Raw genomic sequence first — 17,601 nt, 5'->3', positions numbered from 1 at the left:
CATGTTGCCGGTTTTTGTTCCAAGGTGTTGCTTAAAAACGAACCTGATCCAGCCTTTGGGCAAGACTTGGCTTGTCGCGACGCAAAATCTGATTTACCCGGTTGCGCATGAAGATACTCGCGCTTGATACTGCTGCCTCATGGTGTTCCGTTGCTGTCTACGATTGCGGCGGCGATATCGTGCTTGCCGATGTGAGCGAAAACATCGGCAAGGGACATGCTGAAGTATTGATGGGTTATGTCGAACGCGCTGTGACGGAGGCGAAACTATCGCTTCACGACATGGATCGTATAGCGGTCAATATTGGGCCGGGGTCATTTACCGGCGTCCGCATCGGTGTCTCGGCAGCACGCGGCTTTGCGTTGGCGCTCGACGTTCCGGCCATCGGTATCACAACTTTTGAGGCGCTGGCGGCACAAACACAGTCTCTGTCGCCGGAAAGGCCAACTCTGGTTCTTCTCGATGCGCATCGAGAAGAGATTTATGCACAATCATTCGATGCAAAAGGGTCGCCGAGCGCCAAACCTCAGGTTCTGTCACGAGAAGAAGCGGAGACTCTTGCCGCTTCCCAGACAGAAAGCACTGTTCTAGCAGGTTCTGCGGCCCCCACGATCAATGAAGCGATCGGCAGTCGTTTCACGCTTGGCCCGGCAGAGCCAACCGCGAAAATTGGTTTCTATGCACGTCTGGCCAGCTTGCGCTTGCCTGACGAGGCACCGAAGCCACTTTACATGCGCGGACCGGATGCGAAGCCGCAGGTCGGGTTTGCGTTGCCACGCAAGGCTCCCGGAGAATAGCCGATGATGGGCTTGCCGTTCGGCCGTTTTGGTCGCAGACAGGTTTCGGTAGAACCATTGAATGCGCGGGACAGTCATCTGATTCAGCGCATTCATGCCGCCGCTTTCCATCACGGTTGGAGTTCTGACGATTTCAGGTCGTTGATTGCACAGGATACGGTTTTTGGCTTTGTGGCGCGTGCGGAAGGTAAGCCGAATGATGCCTGCGGCTTCGTGTTGGCGCGTCTGGTGGCTGGTGAGGCGGAAATCCTGACGATTGCCGTCTCTCTTGACGCTCAGCGCCAGGGCGTTGGCCGTGCGCTGATGGATGCCGTGCTACGTCATCTCTATCAGGAACGCGCTGAAACGCTTTTTCTGGAAGTGGATGAGGCGAATATTGCCGCGCAGGCGCTTTATCGTCGTCTCGGCTTCCAGAAAGTTGGTGACCGTCCCGCTTACTATGAAACAGCGAATGGCCGTTCGGCTGCACTGATATTGCGCCGCGACCTGAGCCGTTCTTCGGCAGGATCACGATGATCGGTGCAATCCGCATCTTTTTCGTTCTTGCGGCTATGGCTCTGTTGAGCCTGTCACTCGTTCCAGTTCAGTATCTGTTGCTCAAGCTCAAGAATGACTGGAAGCGTCGCCTGCCAATACTGTTCCATCGCATTGCCGCACGCCTGTTCGGCTTTCGCATCAAGACCGTTGGCCAGATGCACGAGGGGCGGCCTCTCCTGCTGGTCGCCAATCACACCTCTTGGAGCGATATCATCGTTCTGTCGACGGTTGGACAGATATCTTTCATTGCCAAATCGGAAGTGAGGAGCTGGCCGGTCTTCGGCATGTTTGCCGTTCTGCAGCGCACTGTTTTCGTTGAGCGCGAACGCCGGGGCAAGACGGGTGAACAGGCTTCGGAAATCGCCAGTCGTCTGGCTACCGATGACGCCATGGTGCTATTCGCGGAAGGCACGACCTCGGATGGCAATCGCGTCCTGCCGTTCAAGACGGCGCTTTTTGGTGCCGCGCATGCAGCGATCAAGGAAGCCGACGTACCCGAGGTCATGGTGCAGCCGGTTGCCATCGCCTATACTGGCGTGCATGGCATGGCCATGGGCCGCTATTTCCGCCCCATCGCCTCCTGGCCGGGTGACGTCGAACTGATGCCGCACCTGAAGGGTATCCTGCGGGAAGGCGCCATAGACGTCGAAGTACGTTTTGGCGAGCCGGTTGTCGTAACGGCTGCGACAGACCGCAAGGCGCTTGCGCGTACAATGGAAAGTCGGGTGCGTGCCCTCTTGCAAAGCGCGTTGCTCGGGCGCGAAATTCCGGAAGAGTGAGGGCCGCTTGAACAGCTATCCCGCCAGTGTTCAGCCGAGTGTTCAGATTGTCGCCTTTCAAATTGGCGATAAAAGCTGTAGATAGCCGCGCATGAGCGACAAAATCACAGATCTCGAACCTACGGCAGAGCGCCCCAATGTGCGCAAGGTTTTTGTAAAAACCTATGGCTGCCAGATGAACGTCTACGATAGTCAGCGCATGGCCGACAGCCTTGCAGCGGAAGGCTACATTTCGACCGATACACCGGATGATGCCGATCTGGTTCTGCTCAATACGTGCCACATTCGCGAGAAGGCGTCGGAAAAGCTCTATTCCGCGCTAGGTCGCCTTCGCAAGATGAAGGATGCGCGCGAAGCGAATGGCAAAGAACTGACAATTGGTGTCGCGGGCTGCGTGGCGCAGGCAGAAGGACAGGAAATTCTGCGCCGTGCGCCGAATGTCGATCTCGTCATCGGCCCGCAGACCTACCATCGTCTGCCCAATGCGCTTGCGCGGGTTCGCGGTGGCGAGAAGGTCGTCGAGACAGAGTATGCTCTCGAAGACAAGTTCGAACATCTGCCGTCGCCCAGAAAGGAGGAAACCCGCAAACGTGGCGTTTCTGCCTTCTTGACCGTGCAGGAAGGCTGCGACAAATTTTGCACCTTCTGCGTAGTTCCCTATACGCGCGGCTCGGAAGTTTCGCGCAGTGTGAAGCAGATCGTGGCAGAGGCCGAGCGCCTTGCCGATAGCGGCGTACGTGAACTGACCTTGCTTGGCCAGAACGTCAACGCCTGGCATGGTGTGGGCGACGATGGCCGAGAATGGGGTTTGGGTGAACTCCTGTTTCGTCTGGCGCGCATTCCGGGCATTGCCCGTCTTCGTTATACGACCAGCCATCCGCGCGATATGGACGACAGCCTCATTGCCGCCCACCGTGATCTGCGCCAGCTGATGCCCTATCTGCATTTGCCGGTACAATCCGGTTCTGATCGCATTCTCAAGGCGATGAACCGTCGCCACAAGGCCGACGAATACGTGCGACTGATCGAACGTATTCGCGAAGTCAGGCCTGATATGGCTCTGTCTGGCGATTTCATCGTCGGCTTTCCCGGTGAAACCGATCAGGATTTTGAAGACACGATGCAGCTGGTGCGCGCCGTGAATTACGCGCAGGCCTATTCGTTCAAGTATTCGCCACGTCCTGGTACGCCGGGCGCCGACCTGCCCGATCACGTGGAAGAAGCGGTGAAGGATGAGCGCCTCCAGCGTCTCCAGGCGCTTTTGTCCGAACAGCAATATGCGTTTCAGGATTCCATGATCGGTCGCGAGATGGATGTGCTGCTCGAAAAGCCGGGCCGTATCGCCGGCCAGATGGTTGGCCGCTCACCCTGGCTGCTGCCTGTCATCATTGACGACAACAATGACCGGATCGGTGACATCATTCATGTGAAAATCACGTCCACAGGGACCAACAGCCTTATTGCGCAAAAACCGGCCTGAAGGCATGATGGTGTCGAGGCAGAAAATTTCGGCATTTTGAGTCGCTTGCCGGTAAGCCTGCCGAGACTGTGATTGCAATGCGTGAACGGTTTGCGTTCATGCATAATCTGGTCTGAAATGCCTGCAAATTTCAGGATTGTGCTTTAAGGAGATACGGTTGAGCGCTACGGAAAAGCTGAAGTCTGCCAAGCCAACCAATCAAACGCAAAAAAGCCCGACAACCGGGGCCTCTGATATGGCCCACATCGTGCTCACCTTCGACAATAATCGTCTTGCCATAGCGCTTTACGGTCAATTCGATGAAAATCTGGCCCGTATCGAACAGAAACTTGGTGTGGATGTCCGCTCCAAGGGGAACCAGCTTTCGATCCGGGGAGAGCCGACTGCGACCGAACAGGCGCGGCGTGCGCTCGATCATCTTTATGAAACGCTGCAGAAGGGGCATGAGCTGACGACGTCGGATGTCGACGGCGCCTTGCGCATGGCAATCGCTGCCGATGATCAACTGACGTTACCGACCATGGAAAACAAGGGCAAGCTCTCCGCAGCCCAGATTTCCACGCGCAAGAAGACAATTTTTGCGCGCACGCCGACACAAGATGCCTATATGCGTGCGCTCGACCGGTCGGAACTGGTGTTCGGCGTCGGTCCTGCGGGAACTGGTAAGACCTATCTCGCCGTGGCCCACGCAGCAATGCTGCTGGAACGCGGTCTGGTAGAGCGGATCATCCTGTCGCGTCCAGCTGTTGAGGCCGGCGAACGACTGGGCTTCCTGCCTGGCGATATGAAGGAAAAGGTCGATCCTTATCTGCGCCCGCTTTACGACGCGCTTTACGACATGATGCCTGCCGAAAAGGTTGAGCGTGCCATTACGGCAGGTGTGATTGAAATCGCGCCGCTCGCCTTCATGCGCGGGCGTACTCTGGCGCATTCCGCGGTAATTCTCGATGAGGCGCAGAACACGACCTCCATGCAGATGAAGATGTTCCTGACCCGTCTCGGTGAAGGATCGCGCATGATCGTCACCGGCGACCCAAGCCAGATCGACCTTCCTCCGGGCCAGAAGTCAGGTCTTGTCGAAGCGCTTCGCGTGCTGGACGATGTCGAGGGCGTCATCAAGGTGCGCTTTACGGAGAAAGACGTTGTTCGTCATCCGCTGGTGGCAGCAATCGTCGGCGCTTATGATCGCGACGGTAAACAGCACGCGCGTTCGGAATGATCTTGCAATTGCGTGTCGGAATCACGATTTAGGAAACGCTGTCTGCCTTTCGGGCGGGCAGCTTTCTTGTAACTGAAAGGATGAAGCGGCTAGCCTGTGGAGAGCCGCCGCAGAACGTGTCAAATAACGCGATCCATATCGATATTATGGTCGAAGCCGGCAACTGGCCTGATGAGACCGCCCTTGAAGTGCTCGTCAGGAAGTCGGTCGAGGCCGCATGGGCCAATCTTGGGCTGAAAAACGCGACGAGTGAACTCAGTGTCGTCTTCACTGACGATGCGTCGATCCAGATCCTGAACGCGGAATGGCGTGGCAAGGACAAGCCGACCAATGTGCTTTCGTTTCCCGCCTTTCCGATCAAAGCCGGGGCGCAACCGGGGCCTATGCTGGGCGACATCATCATCGCGCGGGAAACAGTCGAACGTGAAGCCCGTGAAGAGAGCAAGCCGCTCGAAAACCATCTCGCGCATCTCGTCGTGCACGGCTTCTTGCACCTTTTGGGTTACGATCACGAAACCGATGCGGAAGCGGATGTGATGGAGGGGCGCGAGCGTGAAATTCTTCACGCTCTTGCCATCCCCGACCCTTATACTGTATCCGAATAAGACCCTAACAACGATTGACCATGGCTGATCAAACATCGCACCCCCCGTCCGCTGGCGAGAATCGCAGCGAGACTCAAGACGCCGAAGGGCAAAGTACGCAGCGGCCTGTGACGGCCGAGAAGCGTTCCCTCTTGTCTAATATTTTCCCATTCATGCGCTCGCGCCAGTCATCTTCGCTGCGTGAAGATTTGGCGGATGCCCTTTCCAGTACGACGAGCGAGCAGGATTCAGCGTTCACGCCTGAAGAAAAGGCGATGCTGCACAACATTCTCCGCCTGCGCGAGATCCGAGTCGAGGACGTAATGATTCCGCGCGCGGATGTCGAGGCAGTGGAAATCTCCACACCGCTTTGGGAAGTGCTGGAGCTTTTCGAAAAATCCGGGCACTCGCGTATGCCGGTCTATGCCGAAACGCTGGATGATCCACGCGGCATGATCCATATCCGCGATGTTCTCAACTACATTACCAAACAGGCTCGCCAGAAGACCACGCGTCGCAGCAGTGCGCGCAGCAAGGCACCGGTCGAAGACAAGGCTGCCAAATTCGATATGGGCCGCATCGATCTCACCAAGACGATCGGTGAACTCAATCTCATGCGCAAGGTCCTGTTCGTGCCGCCGTCCATGATGGCGAGCGGCTTGATGGCGCGCATGCAGGCTACCCATATCCAGATGGCGCTGGTCATCGATGAATATGGTGGTACCGACGGTTTGGTTTCGCTGGAAGACATTGTGGAAATGGTTGTCGGTGATATCGAGGACGAGCACGACGACGAAGAAATCATGATCGCTGAAGAAGCCGACGGCGTATTCGTTGTCGATGCTCGCGCCGATCTGGAAGAGCTTGCCGAAAAAATCGGCCCATCTTTTGAGGTCGGTGAGCATGGCGAGGACGTCGACACAGTCGGCGGCCTCATCTTCTCGGTCCTCGGGCGCATCCCAGTTCGCGGCGAAGTCTTGCAGGCAATTCCGGGTTATGAGTTCCATGTGCTGGAAGTCGATCCGCGCCGGGTGAAAAAAGTGCGTATCGTACCCCTTTCTGCGGCCGACCGCCGTCGCCAGCAGCGTGCTGTCGTATCGCCCAAGCCGGGAGAGCAGGCTGCAGAAGTCGAAGCCGCAACCCACGCCCCCAAAGAAGCCTGATGATCGAAAGACTGGCGGGAAAAATCATTCTTTCGAGCGGCTGGCGTCGTGCGCTTGCCGCTTTTCTGAGTGGCGCTTTCGCCACGCTGACCCAGCCGCCATTTGATGTTTTCGTCGTTGGTTTCGTTTCCTTCCCCATTTTGGTCTGGATGATTGACGGGGCCATTGCGAAAACGGATGCTGGACCGGTGCGCCGTCTTTTACCGGCTGCCATGGTCGGCTGGTGGTTCGGCTTCGGCTATTTCGTTTCGGGACTGTGGTGGATCGGCACGGCGCTGCTTGTCGATGCGGACCAGTTTGCATGGGCCCTCCCGCTCGCGGTTCTGGGCCTGCCTGCATTTTTGGCGTTGTTCTATGCGTTCGCAACCATGGTAGCACGCATCTTCTGGTCGGACGGTTTGGGGCGGGTCTTCGCGTTGGCGTTCGGCTTTGCTCTGGCGGAATGGCTGCGCCTGTTCCTGTTCACCGGTTTCCCGTGGAATGCCATCGGCTATGCCATAATGCCGACCCCGCTCCTGATGCAATCGGTTTCCGTGCTCGGCCTGGTTGGAATGAGTGCAGTGGCTGTCTTTGTCTTTGCCGCGCCGGCTCTGCTGATTGGCGGGCGGTTTGCAAGGACCGGCATCGTATTTGCCCTGATGCTCATTGCCGGTCACGTTGGTTTTGGTGCCTGGACACTTTCAAAAGCGCCGCCACTCGGTGAGGAAAAAGGCGCGCTCGCAGTTCGCATAGTGCAACCATCCATCGCACAGACCATGAAATGGGATAATGCCGAACGTCGCTCGATTTTTGACAAGCTGATATCTCTGACCGCCGAAGCGCCTGCTGAGGGCAAGCCCAAACCTGATGTGGTCATCTGGCCGGAAACGGCAGTTCCTTATATTCTCACATCCACGCCCGAGGCTTTGTCACGTATCGGTGAGGTTTTGCAGGGCGGGCAGGTGCTGCTCACCGGTGCCGTTCGCGAAGAGAAGGCAACAACAGGCGGCGAGCCGCGCTACTACAATTCAATTTACACGATTGATGATCGCGGCGTGATCGTTGATGCCGCCGACAAGGTGCACCTGGTTCCTTTCGGCGAATATCTTCCCTATGAAAATTTACTGCGCAGGCTTGGGCTTCAGGAAGTAGTGGAAATGCCGGGCGGGTTTACCGCAGGTACGTCGCGCCGGGCGCTGAATGTGAAAAGCGGTCAAACGTTTTTGCCGCTCATTTGTTATGAAGCCATTTTTCCGGATGAGCTTGAATATTCGGGCCAAAGAGCCAGCGCCATCATCAACGTGACAAACGATGCTTGGTACGGTGATACACCCGGTCCATACCAGCACTTCCGGCAGGCGCAGGTTCGCGCCGTAGAGCAGGGGCTCCCTCTCATTCGTGCAGCCAATAACGGACTTTCAGCAGTCGTTGATGCTTACGGTCGAATCACTGACGGGCTTGCACACGATGCTGTCGGAGTCATTGACGCTTACCTACCGTCACCTCGTGCACCATTTTGGGGCACGCCGCCCGCCGCACGACAATCTCTGGTAGCGCTGTTAACCTTACTCGTGTTGAGCGCGGCTTTCCGACTGCCAATCGGCAGGCGTTTTCATTGACAGACTAATATTGTTACGCTGTTATGGCGCAGCGGCGACGGTTTTTGCGGAAAAATCGTCAGACTACCTCCCAAAACTTATTGTTATCGCTGTTCAGATGAACAGAGCATGAATGAAAGCTCGCAGCTGCGAGGAGTGACAGTTGTATGATTGAGAATAAAAAGAAGCCCAATCCAATTGACGTGCATGTCGGCAGCCGCATCCGTCTCCGCCGTAACATGCTGGGCCTCAGTCAGGAAAAGCTTGGCGAAAGCCTCGGAATTACGTTTCAGCAAATCCAGAAATACGAGAAAGGCACCAATCGTGTTGGTGCAAGTCGACTTCAGGCGATCTCGGCAATTCTGAATGTCCCGGTTTCCTTCTTTTTTGAAGATGCACCAGGCTCCTCGAACCAAGCCGGTTTTGCAGAAGACAATGAAGCGACCTATGTGGTCGATTTTCTGAATTCCAATGAAGGTGTTCAACTGACCCGTGCCTTCACGAAAATTTCAGATCCGAAAGTGCGCCGCAAGATCATTGATCTCGTCAAGTCTCTCGCTGCGGACGCTGACTGATTTCATCTGCCAGAAAAGCCGCAACTGCGGGACATAGCCATGTCCCGCGAGATTTTCGCGAATTTCAGCGTCTCAGCCATCAGAAACTGCCGTCTGGAACGAAATTTCCCGTCAAGGCGCTGTCGCAACAAGAATATGCATTGACGGTTTAATCCCAACTTCGCTAACACATTGCTGTGCCCGGAACGATGAGACCTGTTCCGGGCGCTACTGTGTTTCCATGGCGGAGATATTCTCCGTTGGATTTTCAAGAGGGGTTACCCGTGTCGCGCAGTTCTTATCTCTTCACCAGCGAATCTGTGTCCGAAGGACATCCGGACAAGGTTTGCGACCGCATCTCCGACGAAATTGTGGATATGATCTATAAGGAAGCGCGCCGCACCGGCGTCGATCCATGGTCTGTCCGCGTTGCGTGCGAAACGCTTGCCACCACCAATCGCGTGGTTATTGCAGGCGAGGTGCGCGTGCCGGATACTTTCCTGAAGAAGAATAAGGACGGCACTATCGCCCACGATGCTGCCGGACATCCGCTGATCAATCCTTCACGCTTCCGTTCGGCAGCGCGGAAAGCGATCCGGGAAATTGGCTATGAGCAGAACGGCTTCAACTGGAAAACCGTAAAGATTGACGTGCTTCTGCATCCGCAATCAGCCGATATTGCGCAGGGCGTAGATAACGCTGCCGACCGTCAGGGCGAAGAGGGGGCGGGAGATCAGGGCATTATGTTCGGTTATGCCTGCCGCGAAACTCCCGACCTCATGCCGGCGCCGATCTATTATTCACACAAGATCCTCGAAAAACTCGCTGAAGCCCGCCACAAGGGAGAAGGCGACGCAGGCAAACTCGGACCCGACGCCAAGAGCCAGGTCACGGTGCGCTATGAGAACGGCAAGGCCGCTGAGGTCACGCAGATCGTTCTTTCCACACAGCATCTGGATGCAAGCTGGGATTCGAAGAAGGTGCGTTCAGTCGTCGAACCCTATATAAGGGAAGCACTTGGCGACCTTCCGATCGCAGCCACCTGCAACTGGTACATCAATCCGACCGGCAAGTTTGTTATCGGTGGGCCGGACGGCGATGCCGGTCTGACTGGGCGAAAGATCATCGTGGATACCTATGGCGGCGCCGCTCCACACGGAGGCGGCGCGTTCTCGGGCAAGGACACTACCAAGGTCGATCGCTCCGCCGCCTATGCCGCGCGCTATCTCGCCAAGAACGTTGTTGCTGCCGACCTTGCTGAACGCTGCACGATCCAGCTTTCCTATGCCATCGGTGTGGCACAGCCGCTGTCGGTCTATGTCGACCTGCATGGCACGGGCAAGGTTGCCGAATCTGCGGTCGAAGAAGCGCTTCGTGAAGTCATGGATCTCTCGCCGACCGGCATTCGCAAGCATCTTGACCTTAACAAGCCGATCTATGCCAAGACCTCGTCTTATGGTCATTTCGGTCGCAAGCCGGGCCGTGATGGTTCCTTCTCGTGGGAGAAGACGGATCTGACCAAGGCGCTGAAGGCAGCGTTAGCGTAACTTTCCTGCCGGAAAGTTGCATCGCAAGCCGCTTGGCGTTATGTGTCCCGACGACTTTCGAGGAGCGCGGTCTTGGATCGCGCTCTTCTGCTATTGGAGCGTGTCCCGAAAAGTGTGAAGCGGTTTTCGGAGCCAATGCGCGTCAAAACAAATAGATAGAGCACCGATCTGAGGCCGACGGATAAAATATGACTGAAGAATCTCATCCTCTGCGCGGAGCTGGAAATTTTTTCGGCCGTCGACACGGCAAGCCACTGAGAAGCCATCAGAAGAACCTGTTTGAGGATCTTCTGCCGCGCCTGAAGATTGATGTCGAAAGCCCGGCACCAGAGAATCTGTGCACGCTTTTTGAGGCAAAGGTAGATGCTGTGCGCCTGGAGATCGGTTTCGGCGGAGGTGAGCATCTGCACCATGAGACGGGGCGCTATCCTCGGACAGGCTTCATTGGGGTCGAGCCGTTCATCAACGGCATGGCCAAGATGCTGGCCGCGTTGGATGGAGAGCCGCGGCAAAACCTGCGCCTCTACGACGAGGACGCAACGGCGGTTTTGGACTGGCTGCCGAGCGCCTCATTGTCGGGTATCGACCTCTTTTATCCTGATCCATGGCACAAGCGCCGCCACTGGAAGCGCCGTTTCGTCAGCGATGCCAATCTCGACCGCTTTGCCCGCCTCCTGAAGCCCGGTGCAAAATTCCGGTTTGCTTCCGACATCGCGCATTACGTCAACTGGACGCTCCAGCATTGTCGTCGCCATCCGGCATTTGACTGGCAGGCTGAAGGCCCCTCCGACTGGAATGATGCTTACGAGGGCTGGCCGGGTACGCGCTATGAGGCAAAGGCCTTTCGCGAGGGCCGCCGGGCTGCCTATCTGACTTTTATCAGGCTTTGAATTTCATGATGGAAGCGGGACTTGAAAAAATCCGCTTCCGCTGGTATATAACTTTCAAATTCTTGGTCGAACGAACAAGAGTGGGTCCGTCCGGTCCCGCTCTTTTTTGTTACTTGCAGCCAAGAAACAGAGGTTTTTCGACCCCTTCGAGAGGTTTAGAGTTGACGGAACAGGTTCAGGCAAACGAAGCAGAGATGCCAGCCGTGGCTGTGGATGAGCGTATCATTCGCGAGACGGGTATCGATGCCAAAGTGGCTTCCATCATCGAGCCCGTCATCAATACGCTGGGTTTCCGGCTGGTGCGCGTGCGTCTCTCGGGGCTGAACGGCCAGACTTTGCAGATCATGGCCGAACGTCCTGATGGCACGATGACCGTCGATGATTGCGAGCTGGTCAGCCGCACGGTTGCGCCGGTGCTCGACGTGGAAGATCCGATCAACGGAAAATATCATTTGGAGATTTCATCTCCCGGTATCGATCGTCCGCTGGTCCGTAAATCGGATTTTGCCGATTGGGCCGGTCACATTGCAAAGGTGGAAACCTCCATCGTGCATGAAGGACGCAAGAAATTCCGCGGTCGCATCGTTCTTGGCGATGCAGAATCGGTCGTGATTGAAAGCGACCAGATTTCCTATGGCAGCGAACCTGTCGTACGCATCCCATTCGACCTGATCTCGGATGCACGCCTCGTGCTGACCGATGATCTGATCCGCGATGCGCTGCGCAAGGACAAGGCCCTGCGCGAAGGCCGCATTCCCGGCGACGATCTTGGTAGCGAAGAAGCGGACGAGCGGTCTGGTGAAACCAAGTCCGGTGAAGCCGAAGATAAAGTTTAAGTTTCAGGCATCCGGCATCTTGAGGAGCCGGGTGCGACACCAAGGAGAGTCCAATGGCAGTCAGTGCTAACAGGCTGGAGCTTCTGCAGATCGCCGATGCGGTCGCACGCGAGAAGTCGATCGACCGCGAGATCGTTCTTGCGGCCATGGCCGATGCGATTCAGAAGGCGGCGCGTTCGCGCTACGGCCAGGAAAGCAACATTCGCGCCGACATTAATGCGAAGTCGGGTGAGATCAAGCTGCAGCGCCTGCTCGAAGTCGTCGAGCATGTGGAGGATTATGCGACGCAGATTTCGCTCTTCACCGCTCGCGATCGCAACCCGGACGCACAGGTGGGCGACTTTATCGCCGATCAGCTGCCGCCGATGGATTTCGGTCGTATCGCTGCCCAGTCGGCAAAGCAGGTTATCGTGCAGAAAGTGCGCGAAGCCGAACGTGACCGCCAGTATGACGAATACAAGGACCGCGTTGGCGAAATCGTCAACGGCACCGTCAAGCGCGTTGAATACGGCAATGTGATTGTCGATCTTGGTCGCGGTGAGGCCATCGTGCGTCGTGACGAGCTGATCCCGCGTGAAGCTTTCCGTTATGGCGATCGCATCCGCGCCTATGTCTATGACGTGCGTCGCGAGCAGCGCGGGCCGCAGATTTTCCTGTCGCGTACCCATCCGTCCTTCATGGCGAAGCTCTTCACCATGGAAGTGCCGGAAATCTACGATGGCATCATCGAAATCAAGTCGGTCGCCCGCGATCCGGGTTCCCGCGCCAAGATCGCGGTTGTTTCCCGTGACGCTTCCATTGATCCGGTAGGTGCCTGTGTCGGTATGCGCGGCTCCCGCGTTCAGGCTGTCGTGGGCGAGCTTCAGGGTGAAAAGATCGACATCATTCCGTGGTCGCCGGATGCAGCTTCCTTCATCGTTAACGCACTGCAGCCGGCTGAAGTTGCCAAGGTTGTTCTCGATGAAGATGCCGAACGTATTGAAGTTGTCGTTCCGAATGACCAACTATCACTTGCAATCGGTCGTCGCGGTCAGAACGTGCGCCTTGCTTCACAGCTCACCGGCTGGGACATTGATATCCTGACGGAAGACGAAGAATCCGAACGTCGCCAGAAGGAATTCACTGAGCGTTCTACGCTCTTCATGGAAGCTCTCAACGTTGACGAAATGGTTGGTCAGGTTTTGGCTTCTGAAGGTTTCGCATCAGTTGAAGAGCTGGCCTATGTCGAGCCGGGCGAAATCGCTTCCATCGATGGCTTCGATGAAGAAACGGCTGGTGAAATTCAGGATCGTGCACGCGAGTATCTGGATCGTATTGAAAGCGAACAGGATAACCGCCGCAAGGAACTGGGCGTCGAAGACGAACTGCGTGAGCTGCCGGGCATCACCACGGCGATGCTGGTGGCGGTCGGTGAAGATGGCGTCAAGACGATCGAAGACTTCGCCGGATACGCCGTTGACGATCTGGTCGGCTGGCGTGAGCGTAAGGATGGCGAGACCATCGTTCACAGCGGCATCTTCTCTTCCTTCGATGTTTCGCGCGTCGATGCGGAACAGATGGTCCTGACCGCGCGTTTGAAGGCAGGATGGATCACGGAAGAAGAACTGGCGTCGGCTCAGGAAGAAGAACCCGAAGTGGAAGCCGGTGAAGAAGAGGCCGCTTCCTAATAAGCAGTCGGCATAAAAAGAGCCGCATGGCTTCTTACGTCTGAGGCAATTCAGGCGTAAGCTGTGCGGCTCTCGCAATTAAACGCTGGAAAGGCCGTTGTTCACCTGAAACGACAGGCCAGTTCGGTTTTCAAGTGCGGTTCCGGTCATCTTACGGGTTGTGGTGGGGCTTATGCTCTGGTACAGCGCCCGCGTTACGTCCGATGCGCGGGCAGACCACGATATGGCAAGACTGGAGTTCGCGTGGAGCAGGAAATGAATGACAGAACCTGTATCGTTACGCGCGAAAGCGGTTCTGCTGATGATCTGATCCGTTTCGTGGCCGGCCCCGACGGTTCCGTGGTGCCGGACTTGAAAAGGAATCTGCCAGGCAGGGGATGCTGGGTAAAGGCCGAGCGTCGTTTGGTGGATGAGGCGGTCAAGCGCAAGCTTTTTGCGCGGGCGCTGAAGGAAGGTGTGACGCCGCAGGCGGATCTTGGCGCGCTGGTGGACCAGTTGCTGACGAAATCTGCTCTCGGCAGTCTCGCTCTGGCTCGCAAGGCCGGGGCTGTGGTGTCGGGCTCGACCAAGGTGGATCAGGCGATCCGCACCGGGACAGCCGCCATGGTGTTGCACGCAAAGGAAGCCGCTGCTGACGGTGTACGCAAGCTCGATCAGGCTCGCCGCGCCGTGTTGCATCTGGATGGTCCAGAAATTCCTTCTTTCTCTCTGTTTACGGGAGAAGAAATGGATTTGGCATTTGGTGGCGGAAATGTGATACATGCAGCCGTACTTGAAGGAAAGGCGGCAACCGGGTTCGTAAAGCGGGCGCTTATGTTGCATCGCTATCGCGGTGAAAGCGCGTTGGACCTGGATTAGAGCGCAACTCTGGAGGGGCTTTGGCAGCTCCCGGATCGGATTGCGCGTTGAGGCGGATGACTGGAGCATTATCCAACATGACTCGGTCGCGTTGGATAATGCTCGAGTAGAGCGGCCGGAGCCGCGAAGGAAACGGAAACGTAATGAGCGATAAAACGAACGACGACAAGACGCTGAGCGTTAATACGAAGAAGACGCTGACCATGAAGCGGCCAGGCGTCGAGCAGAGCACCGTGCGCCAGAATTTCAGCCACGGCCGCACGAAGGCTGTCGTCGTTGAAACGAAAAAGCGCAAATTCTCGCGGCCTGATGAAAAGCCGGAAGTCGAGGTAGCGCCACAAAGGCCAGCGGCTCAAGCACCTGTTGCGCCCGCGCCTGCAGCAGCTACTACCCCGGCATCGGCATCGGCACCGGCATCGGCATCGGCACAGCCTGCACAGGCCGCTCCGACGGTACGAGCACCAGCCCCTGCGGCCCCCGCACCGAAGCCAGCAGCACCTGCTGCTCCGGTCACGAAGCCGCATGTTGCGCAGCAGCGCCCTGTGCAGCAGCGTCCCGGCGGACAGCAGGCACAGCGTCCGCGCCCGTCCGACCGCTCAGGCATGGTGCTGAACACGCTGTCACGCTCTGAAATGGATGCGCGTCGCCGCGCGCTTGAAGAAGCTCAGGTTCGTGAAGTTGAAGAACGCGCCCGCGCGGTTGAGGAAGCCAAGCGCCGCGCTGAGGAAGATGCTCGCCGCGCCAAGGAGCGTGAAGAATCTGCCCGTCGTCAGGCGGAAGAGGAAGCTCGTCTCAAGGCCGAAGCCGATGCCCGCCGCAAGGCCGAGGAAGAAGCTGCCAAGCGTATGCCGCAGCCAGAAGCCCGTACCGAGCGGCGCGACGATGCGCGCCCGGCACCACAGGGCAATCGTCCGCCGCAGGCCGGTCGTCCTCAGGGCAATCGTCCGCCGCAAGGTGGTCGTCCGCAGCAGGGGGGCGTGCGCCCCGCTGCACCGAGCCTTGCCGATGCTGCCCCGATCCCGGGCAAGCCGCTTCCGCAGAGCCAGCTTCGCAAACCCGGCCAGTCGGATGACGAAGATGATCGTCGTGGCGCAGTTCGTCGCGGCGCTCCTGCTAAGCCGGAAGTGCGCGCACCAAAAGCCACAAAGGGTGAGGATGATCGCCGCCGTGGCAAGCTCACTCTGACGAGCAATCTCGAAGAGGAAGGTCGCTCGCGCTCGCTGTCGGCGATGCGTCGTCGTCAGGAAAAGTTCAAGCGTTCGCAGATGCAGGAAACCCGCGAAAAGATTTCGCGTGAGGTGACCATCCCTGAAACCATCACGCTTCAGGAACTTGCACAGCGTATGACCGAACGTTCGGTCGATATTATCAAGTACCTGATGAAGCAGGGCCAGATGATGAAGCCGGGCGACGTGATCGATGCCGATATGGCGCAGTTGATCGCCGAAGAGTTTGGCCACACTGTCAAGCGCGTTGCTGAATCGGACGTTGAAGAAGGTATCTTCGGTGTAGCGGACAACGAAGCTGCATTGGTCTCCCGTCCTCCGGTCGTGACCATCATGGGCCACGTCGATCACGGCAAGACCTCGCTGCTCGATGCGATCCGTCACGCCAACGTTGTATCCGGCGAAGCTGGTGGCATTACCCAGCATATCGGTGCCTATCAGGTCGAACAGAACGGCCAGAAGATCACCTTCATTGATACGCCAGGTCACGCTGCCTTTACTGCAATGCGTGCCCGTGGTGCGCAGGCAACCGACATTGCCATCCTTGTTGTGGCAGCGGACGACAGCGTGATGCCGCAGACGATTGAATCGATCAACCATGCCAAAGCGGCAGGCGTTCCGATCATCGTGGCGATCAACAAGATCGACAAGCCGGCTGCAGATCCGCAGAAAGTCCGTACGGCCCTGTTGCAGCATGATGTCTTTGTTGAATCGATGGGCGGTGAAGTCCTTGACGTTGAAGTGTCGGCCAAGAACAAGCTCAACCTCGACAAATTGCTTGAAGCAATTCTGTTGCAGGCTGAAATCCTTGATCTCAAGGCAGATCCGACGCGCACGGCGGAAGGCGTTGTCGTGGAAGCCCAGCTTGATCGTGGTCGTGGTTCGGTTGCAACCGTTCTGGTTCAGACCGGTACATTGCATCCGGGTGACATCCTCGTCGCTGGCAGCGAATGGGGTCGTGTGCGCGCGCTGGTCAACGACCGGGGCGAGCATGTCAAGGAAGCGGGTCCGGCAATGCCGGTCGAAATCCTTGGCCTCCAGGGAACGCCGCAGGCGGGCGATCGTTTCGCAGTGGTTGCCAACGAAGGCAAGGCACGTGAAATCGCTGAGTACCGCCAGCGCCTGGCGCGCGACAAGGCTGTCGCTCGCCAATCGGGTGCACGCGGTTCGCTTGAGCAGATGATGAACCAGCTTCAGGTATCGGGCACGAAGGAATTCCCGCTCGTCATCAAGGGTGACGTGCAGGGTTCTATCGAAGCCATCACCAATGCACTGGACAAGCTCGGCACCGATGAAGTTCGTGCCCGTATCGTCCATTCGGGTGCAGGTGGTATCACGGAAAGCGACGTTTCTCTGGCCGAAGCTTCCAACGCAGCCATCATCGGCTTCAACGTGCGCGCCAACAAGCAGGCACGCGACGCGGCTGATCAGCAGGGTATCGAAATCCGCTATTACAACATCATCTATGATTTGATTGATGACGTTAAGGCAGCGATGTCGGGCCTTCTGTCCCCGGAACGCCGCGAAACCTTCCTCGGCAATGCGGAGATTCTCGAGGTCTTCAACATCACCAAGGTTGGCAAGGTTGCCGGTTGCCGTGTCACCGAAGGCAAGGTGGAGCGTGGTGCAGGCGTTCGTCTCATCCGCGACAACGTGGTTATCCACGAAGGCAAGCTCAAGACGCTCAAGCGCTTCAAGGATGAAGTGTCGGAAGTTCCGGCAGGTCAGGAATGCGGCATGGCGTTCGAGAACTACGACGATATTCGCGCAGGCGATGTCATCGAAGCCTTCCGCGTCGAACACGTTTCGCGCACACTTTAATAGCTTTGAGCCGGACTGCCCTGAATTGGCGGTTCGGCTTCTTATTGCCCGGTTTCGAGGGTCTGA

General features: G+C 57.2%; 15 protein-coding genes. All 15 read left to right on the top strand.

Features of this window, described 5'->3' with window-relative positions; genetic code table 11:
* The first annotated feature begins 107 nt into the window (after positions 1–107).
* Complete coding sequence (gene tsaB / locus FJQ48_RS10540) at positions 108–797, top strand: tRNA (adenosine(37)-N6)-threonylcarbamoyltransferase complex dimerization subunit type 1 TsaB (protein ID WP_139975074.1); 690 nt, start codon at positions 108–110, stop codon at positions 795–797.
* Between the two features lie 3 nt (positions 798–800).
* Entirely contained in the window at positions 801–1,313 is a 513-nt protein-coding gene (rimI, locus tag FJQ48_RS10535; protein WP_139975073.1) for a ribosomal protein S18-alanine N-acetyltransferase, read from the top strand.
* Entirely contained in the window at positions 1,310–2,113 is an 804-nt protein-coding gene (locus FJQ48_RS10530) for a 1-acyl-sn-glycerol-3-phosphate acyltransferase (protein ID WP_139975072.1), read from the top strand. The genes rimI and FJQ48_RS10530 overlap by 4 nt, the downstream gene beginning before the upstream one ends.
* Before the next feature lie 91 nt (positions 2,114–2,204).
* The gene (miaB, locus tag FJQ48_RS10525) at positions 2,205–3,593 is read left to right on the top strand and encodes a tRNA (N6-isopentenyl adenosine(37)-C2)-methylthiotransferase MiaB (RefSeq protein WP_139975071.1); all 1,389 of its coding nucleotides are present in this window, start codon (positions 2,205–2,207) and stop codon (positions 3,591–3,593) included.
* Between the two features lie 157 nt (positions 3,594–3,750).
* Positions 3,751–4,812: a PhoH family protein gene (locus tag FJQ48_RS10520; RefSeq protein WP_180350173.1), complete on the top strand. Its 1,062-nt coding sequence runs from the start codon at positions 3,751–3,753 to the stop codon at positions 4,810–4,812.
* 116 nt (positions 4,813–4,928) lie between these two features.
* Positions 4,929–5,417 (top strand): rRNA maturation RNase YbeY, encoded by a 489-nt coding sequence (ybeY, locus tag FJQ48_RS10515; protein ID WP_139975070.1) that lies wholly within the window; start codon positions 4,929–4,931, stop codon positions 5,415–5,417.
* Positions 5,418–5,437: 20 nt separating this feature from the next.
* Positions 5,438–6,559 (top strand): hemolysin family protein, encoded by a 1,122-nt coding sequence (locus FJQ48_RS10510; RefSeq protein ID WP_139975069.1) that lies wholly within the window; start codon positions 5,438–5,440, stop codon positions 6,557–6,559.
* Positions 6,559–8,157: an apolipoprotein N-acyltransferase gene (gene lnt, locus FJQ48_RS10505; RefSeq protein WP_139975068.1), complete on the top strand. Its 1,599-nt coding sequence runs from the start codon at positions 6,559–6,561 to the stop codon at positions 8,155–8,157. The genes FJQ48_RS10510 and lnt overlap by 1 nt, the downstream gene beginning before the upstream one ends.
* 146 nt (positions 8,158–8,303) lie before the next feature.
* Positions 8,304–8,711, top strand: a complete 408-nt coding sequence (locus tag FJQ48_RS10500) for a helix-turn-helix domain-containing protein (protein ID WP_010657769.1) — start codon at positions 8,304–8,306, stop codon at positions 8,709–8,711.
* Positions 8,712–8,974: 263 nt separating this feature from the next.
* Entirely contained in the window at positions 8,975–10,237 is a 1,263-nt protein-coding gene (gene metK / locus FJQ48_RS10495; protein WP_139975067.1) for a methionine adenosyltransferase, read from the top strand.
* 188 nt (positions 10,238–10,425) lie between these two features.
* Positions 10,426–11,127 (top strand): tRNA (guanine(46)-N(7))-methyltransferase TrmB, encoded by a 702-nt coding sequence (locus tag FJQ48_RS10490; protein ID WP_139975066.1) that lies wholly within the window; start codon positions 10,426–10,428, stop codon positions 11,125–11,127.
* Positions 11,128–11,288: 161 nt separating this feature from the next.
* Positions 11,289–11,963, top strand: coding sequence for a ribosome maturation factor RimP (gene rimP, locus FJQ48_RS10485; RefSeq protein ID WP_139975065.1), 675 nt, complete (start codon positions 11,289–11,291; stop codon positions 11,961–11,963).
* A gap of 53 nt (positions 11,964–12,016) precedes the next feature.
* Entirely contained in the window at positions 12,017–13,630 is a 1,614-nt protein-coding gene (gene nusA, locus FJQ48_RS10480) for a transcription termination factor NusA (protein WP_139975064.1), read from the top strand.
* 243 nt (positions 13,631–13,873) lie between these two features.
* Positions 13,874–14,488, top strand: a complete 615-nt coding sequence (locus FJQ48_RS10475) for an RNA-binding protein (RefSeq protein WP_282183543.1) — start codon at positions 13,874–13,876, stop codon at positions 14,486–14,488.
* 143 nt (positions 14,489–14,631) lie between these two features.
* Positions 14,632–17,535, top strand: a complete 2,904-nt coding sequence (gene infB, locus FJQ48_RS10470) for a translation initiation factor IF-2 (protein ID WP_139975062.1) — start codon at positions 14,632–14,634, stop codon at positions 17,533–17,535.
* Positions 17,536–17,601 lie beyond the last annotated feature (66 nt).

Source organism: Ochrobactrum sp. CGA5, from assembly GCF_006345815.1.
GTDB lineage: Bacteria > Pseudomonadota > Alphaproteobacteria > Rhizobiales > Rhizobiaceae > Brucella.
Note: the sequence above shows the minus strand (reverse complement) of the source record. Positions and strands in the feature narration are given on the sequence as shown.